The 6116-nt window shown below is 56.1% G+C and carries 6 protein-coding genes; all 6 read right to left on the bottom strand.

Annotated elements, in window-relative coordinates; all coding sequences use genetic code 11:
- Nucleotides 1-13: 13 nt before the first annotated feature.
- The 6 genes from araD to JSN25_RS05010 all read right to left on the bottom strand — a co-directional run bounded on the left by araD (nt 14) and on the right by JSN25_RS05010 (nt 6104).
- Nucleotides 14-709 (bottom strand): L-ribulose-5-phosphate 4-epimerase, encoded by a 696-nt coding sequence (araD, locus tag JSN25_RS05035; RefSeq protein WP_204525494.1) that lies wholly within the window; start codon nt 707-709, stop codon nt 14-16.
- Nucleotides 703-1563, bottom strand: coding sequence for an L-ribulose-5-phosphate 3-epimerase (locus JSN25_RS05030; RefSeq protein WP_087857202.1), 861 nt, complete (start codon nt 1561-1563; stop codon nt 703-705). The genes araD and JSN25_RS05030 overlap by 7 nt, the downstream gene beginning before the upstream one ends.
- Nucleotides 1556-2218: a 3-keto-L-gulonate-6-phosphate decarboxylase UlaD gene (ulaD, locus tag JSN25_RS05025; protein WP_038635237.1), complete on the bottom strand. Its 663-nt coding sequence runs from the start codon at nt 2216-2218 to the stop codon at nt 1556-1558. Before ulaD ends, JSN25_RS05030 begins: the two co-directional genes overlap by 8 nt.
- Nucleotides 2218-3720, bottom strand: coding sequence for an FGGY-family carbohydrate kinase (locus JSN25_RS05020; RefSeq protein ID WP_204525493.1), 1503 nt, complete (start codon nt 3718-3720; stop codon nt 2218-2220). The genes ulaD and JSN25_RS05020 overlap by 1 nt, the downstream gene beginning before the upstream one ends.
- A 100-nt stretch (nt 3721-3820) precedes the next feature.
- Nucleotides 3821-5140, bottom strand: coding sequence for an MFS transporter (locus JSN25_RS05015; protein WP_204525492.1), 1320 nt, complete (start codon nt 5138-5140; stop codon nt 3821-3823).
- A 31-nt stretch (nt 5141-5171) separates the two neighbouring features.
- The gene (locus JSN25_RS05010) at nt 5172-6104 is read right to left on the bottom strand and encodes a DUF4862 family protein (protein WP_204525491.1); all 933 of its coding nucleotides are present in this window, start codon (nt 6102-6104) and stop codon (nt 5172-5174) included.
- Nucleotides 6105-6116: the final 12 nt, after the last annotated feature.

The following is a 6116-nucleotide window of genomic DNA, read 5'->3' as shown; positions in this document are numbered from 1 at the left end:
AGCGCCTGACATGCTACTGTCCGTAATAGGCATTCGCGCCGTGTTTACGCAGATAGTGTTTATCCAGCAACTCAGGCTGCATATCCGGTAACTGTGGGGCCAACTGGCGTGAGAACAGTCCCATATAGGCGCACTCCTCTAGTACCACGGCGTTATGCACAGCATCCGCGGCGTTTTTACCCCAGGCGAACGGGCCGTGTGAATGCACCAGTACCGCCGGAACCTGCATCGGGTTCAGGTCCCGTTGCTCAAACGTTTTAATGATGACTTCGCCGGTCTGGTATTCATATTCACCGTTGATCTCTTCCACGGTCATCAGTCGGGTGCATGGGATAGTGCCGTAAAAGTAATCGGCATGCGTGGTACCCCATGCCGGGAGATCAAGACCTGCTTGCGACCAGATTGTCGCGTGGCGTGAGTGCGTGTGCACAATGCCGCCGATCTCTGGGTAACGGCGATACAGCGCCAGATGGGTTGGCGTGTCAGACGAGGGTTTTTTACTGCCTTCAACCACGTTGCTGCTGGCGATATCCACCACCACCATATCGTCGGCGGTCATCACGTCATATTCCACGCCGGATGGCTTGATAACCATCAGTTTGCGTGTTTCATCCACTGCGCTGACGTTACCCCAGGTAAAGGTGACTAAACCATGTGCCGGCAGCGCCAGATTCGCTGCCAACACCTCGGCTTTCAGTTGTTCTAACATGGAAAACCTCCTTCCTGCATACGGTCTTCTATCCAGCGTCGGGCCTGGATAATTTCCAGCACCGGTTCTTTTGCTTTTTCCGTCCACATTTCAATCAGAAACGATCCGCGATAGTTCAGCTCATGCAGCGTTTTGAAGATGCCCACAAAGTCCACGCATCCTTCGCCAAAGGGTACATCGCGAAACTGGCCCGGATGGGTTTCGGTTACCGGCAGCGTGTCCTTCAGATGGATAGCGGCGATACGGTCGATGCCCAACGTCAATTCAGCCGTGACGTCGTTACCCCAGGCGCTGAGGTTGCCCACGTCCGGGTAGACGGTGAACCACGGCGATGAGAGCATTTCATCCCACTTTTTCCACTTGCTGATCGAGTTCATAAATGCGGTATCCATGATTTCTACCGCCAGCATCACCTGCGCGGCGGCGGCTTGCTCAACTGCCCATGCCAGCCCCTCGGCAAAGCGCTGCTGTGTACCTTCGTCATGTTCTTCGTAATAGACGTCATAACCGGCCAGTTGAATGGTACGAATACCTAAATCCCGGGCCAGGCGGATGGCTTTGGTCATGATGTCGCGTGCCCGGGCGCGGACGGCTTCATCGCGACTGCCAAAGGGAAAGCGGCGGTGGGCTGACAGGCACATGGAGGGAATGGCCACGCCGGTTTCCAGCATCGCGCTCACCAGCGATGCACGCTGGGCAGGGGTCCAGTCAAGGCGAGACAGACGTTCATCGGTTTCATCTACCGACATTTCAACGAAATCAAAACCGCAGCTCTTCGCCAGCACCAGCCGTTCCGGCCAGGTGAGGTCTTTCGCCAGCGCTTTTTCATAGATACCTAACGGATGGTTACGCATACTGTGCTCCCCAGATGGCGTCGATTTGCGCATGGAATTCGGCGGCCACCTGCGCCGGGTTTTGTGCTCCCGCCAGCGCGCGTCCGGCGATAAAGGCTTTGACGTTGATGTCGCGAAACAGCGGCAGGTCGGCAGGCGTAATACCACCGGTAATCGACAGCTCCAGACCAATATCGGAAAGCGCCTTCATCCGCGCCAGGTCCGCTTCCCCCCACTGTTGACCGCTGGCCTGCGCATCGCGTCCACGGTGGTAAATCGCCTGGCGAACCCCGACGCGATACCAGTCGCGGGCATCATCCAGAGTCCAGTTGCCGAACAGTTCCATCTGAATTTCACCGCCGCAGGACTGTGCGACGCTATGACCTTTTTCTACGGTAGCGAGGGGCGCGGCGCAGATGATGGTCATCCAGTTGGCGCCTGCGCCAAACGCTTGCTGGGCGAGGGTTTCACCTGCGTCGGCCACCTTCCAGTCGGCGACGATAATTTTATTTGGGCACTGAGCGCGCAGCGCTTTCACCGCGCCCAGACCTTCGGTTAAACAGAGAATCGTGCCGGCCTCAACGATATCGACACTTTCCTGTAACAGAGCGACATCGCGTTGGGCCGCTTGCAGATTCGTGTGGTCAAGCGCCAGTTGCAGTAATGGTCGACTCATTATTTGTGCTCCTTAATACGGGCGTGATAGCCCTGCAGTGCGGTAATTAAATTCTGGTATTGGCGGTATTTGCGCTGATAGTTCACATGCGCCGTGGCGTCCGGCAACAGGGTGCGTACCGGATGCTGTAAGCTGCGCTGGGCATCGCTGAAATTGCGATAAACACCGGTGCCGACGCGGGCGGCGAGCGCTGCGCCAAAGCAGCCGGTCTCTTCAACCTGCGGCAGTTCGATCCGTAAACCGCTGACGTCCGCCAGCATTTGCATCCAGACGTTGGAGTGCGCCGGACCACCGGTAACGCGCAGGGTATGCACCTGCGTAAAACGTTCGCGCATGCGGTTGAGATGGGTCATATGGCTGAAAACCACGCCTTCGTAGATGGCTTGCAATAAGTGGGCGCGAGTGTGTAAAGCCTGCATGCCATAAAAACCGCTGGTCATCTCCAGCCCGGCGTTACTGCCATACAAAAAAGGCAGGAACAAAAGATTGCTACTGGCTTTCGGCAAGCTGGCAACGGCCTGGTTGACCTCATCAAAAGAGAGTTCGCCCCATTGGGCGGTAAACCACTCCAGATTGCCGGAAGAGGTCGGGCTGGCTTCGTGAACGATGTACTGCCCGTCATTGACATAGCGGCCATAGACGTAAGGATGCGCTTCGTGGTCGCGCAGGCCGTGAGCGATCCCGCTGGTGACAGCCCAGGTCCCCATCACCGCGTTGAGGGTGTGTTCATCTTCGATCCCGGCGCAGAGTGCGGTGGAAACCACATCAAACAGACCGCCGACGACGGGTGTACCCGCCGCCAGACCGGTTATGGCAGCCGTTTGAGCGGTGATTTCCCCGCATATTTCTGCTGAACCGACAATGGGCGGTAGCGCATTGTCGACTTCACTGATGCCCAGCCACTGGGTCAGACGCGGGTCGTACTGACCTGTCGTCATGTTGTAGAGATTTGACTCGGAGATGTTGCTCTCTTCGCAGCCTTTCACGCCGGTTAAACACCAGCGCAGGTAGTCATGGCCCATCATGACGCAGCCGATTTGCGCGTAGCGTTGCGGTTCATTTTCTTTCACCCAGCGCAGGAGGGATGCGGGATGTCCGGTCCACAATGTCTGGCGGGTGATCGGGTAGAGCTGTGCGGGGATTCCATCCTGCTGCCAGCGCTGAACGATGTCCATCGCCCGTCGGTCGGAAGAGAGAATGGCATTGCCCAGCGGCTTATCCTGTTTATCAAGAAGGAACAGTCCCTTGCCCTGAGCGGAGATACCGACGCCTTTGATTTGTTCACCGGATACGCCGGTGCGTTTCAACAGCCCGGCAATGGTGGCGATACACTGTTGCCACAGTTGGCGCATATCGCGTTCGGCGTAACCCGGTAATGGCGATACGGTCTGCAACGATTGACGGTTAATTCCATGCTCATGACCTTTGGCATCATACAAACCGGCTTTCAGATACGTACCGCCACAATCGATCCCTAGCCAAAAGGTCTCTCTATCACTCATCTTTGTTATCTCATTTTTGCCGGATGGCGCTGTGCGTATCCGGCCTTGGGTATTTATTGGTTTTGTAGGCCCGGTGAGCGCAGCGCCCCCGGGCATTGTTTCAGGCTGTGCGTTTATGTGGATTCAGTGTCTTTAGCGGAGCTGCGCCCGCATCGCATTTCGCCGGCAGCAGCAGCGCCATCAGCGCGGCCAGAGCCAGTGAGACGGCCAGGCAGTAAACGCCAGCATCTTTGCTGTACAGGGTGATAAGTACGCCGACCGCGTAAGGACCGCAGAAACCGCCAAGGTTCCCCAACGCATTGATGACCCCACGTGCGCCACCGGCCATTTCCGCGCTGAACAAACGCGCCGGAATAGTCCAGAACACCCCCGCGGCGGATTGCAGGAAGAATCCGCAGCCAACCAGCGCGGCATAAGCCAGCCAGACGTTATTTTTCAGCGCTACAGAGAGGAACATGCACAGGGCAAAGCCAATCAGCGGCAGGCAGACGAACAGCTTGCGTTTACCAGTCCGGTCAGAGAGGGAAGAGAACATGAACATCCCGGCAATCGCGCCGACGTACGGCAGAATAGCGAGCATGCCAACTTGCCCCATGCTGCTGTGGGTCAACTCTTTGAGGATGGTCGGCAGCCACAGGGTGTAACCATAAATCCCGGTCTGATAGAAGAAGTTCAGGGCGATAAGCTGCCACATGGTTTTGTCGGACAACACCGCGCCCAGAGAGGCATTTTTGACCTCTGTTCCGGCAATCGCTTTTTGCTCGGCGGCCAGAGTTTCTACCAGGTAATTTTTCTCCGCCTCAGAGATCCAGCGCGCTTCCTGCGGACGGTCGTAAACGGTATAGGCCCACAGCACCAGAACGACGACGGAGAGTAAACCTTCAATGATGAACAGCCAGCGCCAGTCGAGTACGGTGATTATCCAGCCCGAGAGCGGGGCGGTAATGATCCCGGCAATAGGCACAAACATAATCACAATCGCATTGGCGCGACCGCGTTCGGCGTCGGGGAACCAGTTACTGATCATCGTCAGCACCACCGGCAGCATGCCGCCTTCGGCCACGCCGAGTAAGAAACGCAAAACCAGCAGTTGATACTGATTAGTGATCAATCCCGTCAGAACAGAAATAACCGCCCAGGCAACCAGCGACCAGCCGATAAATTTCTTGCCGCTGCCGTGTACGGCAATTTTTCCGCCGGGAACCTGTAAAAACAGATAACCGATGAAGAAAATTCCCCCGGCCAGACCGGCCATGGTGGCGGAAATACCTAATTCCTCATCCATACCGCCGGGCATCGCAAATGCGATATTAACGCGGTCCATATAAGAGATAAGACAAGCGATCAGAATCGGGGGAATAATCCGCAGCCAGCGCTGACGGGGTATATCTTTGAGTGTAGGGCGAGAGGTCATGTTCATATTAATATTCTCGTAGAGTAGTATGTTATTTTTATAGTTTTGCTTTGTTTAATGCAGCGATGCCGTCGCGTAATATCGCTACGCGATGGTTCACATCTGCATTGGCATTTATTTCCAGCAATTTAATACCGGCAAATTGCAATAGTTCGGTTCCTGCACAGGTGAATAATTCGCGGGCATGATCGGCGGTCATCAGGCTCTGCGGGCAGAAAGGAGCAAACGGCGCGTGCAGGTCCTGCCACTCGCCGTATTCTCCTGTAATCGTCGTGCCGGAGAACATCAGCGCGCCCAGTTTCCCGGCCCGTTGGACCTGTTGCGTGTGGGCCAGCGGTAGGGCGAGGTCCTGCCCTTCAATCGCCGATCGCGCCCAGTTAATACACACGCTGATGTCGTAACCGGCAATCGCGTCCAGTACGTTTTCTAACGGCAAAAATCCTTTGCGTGGCGCGGGGCCAGTCATAGCATCGCAATGTTCCAGCACCAGATCGCAGGACCAGTCCCAACGGGTAATTTCCTGGAGCGAACGGGCAAACGCGTCGGTGGCCTGAGCGACATTGGGGTTGCTTGCCAGCGGAGCGGCATGCAGTTCGAGGGTGATTATTTTCCCGGCGCTGGCCGCATTAATACGGTTGATTTTCTGGTGCAGATGGCGGTAATACGCCACACAGGCCTGACGCTGCTCTTCGTCGCTGGAGGCCAGCCCAAAACCGCTATTGATGCCGCGACGGCGCATGGTCTCCATAATCGCTGTGACCACGATTTGCCACTCGCCTGGCGTATGGCGCAATAACCACTCGTCACCTAACGGATGCAGATGCTCAAGGCAGGGCTGCTCCAGTCCGCGAATATCCGGGGTATCTGAGAGTTGACGCCAGAATTCCTTCTCTTCCTCTTCACTCTTTTGGTGAAATGAGGGTGCACAAGGGTACGCACCGATAATATAACCGGTAGTGTTAGCTTTCATTTTTGTGCTCCT

Source organism: Citrobacter cronae, assembly GCF_016893685.1.
GTDB classification, from domain to species: domain Bacteria; phylum Pseudomonadota; class Gammaproteobacteria; order Enterobacterales; family Enterobacteriaceae; genus Citrobacter; species Citrobacter werkmanii.
The sequence above is the reverse complement of the archived record's forward strand: the minus strand, read 5'-3'. Positions and strand labels throughout refer to the sequence as shown.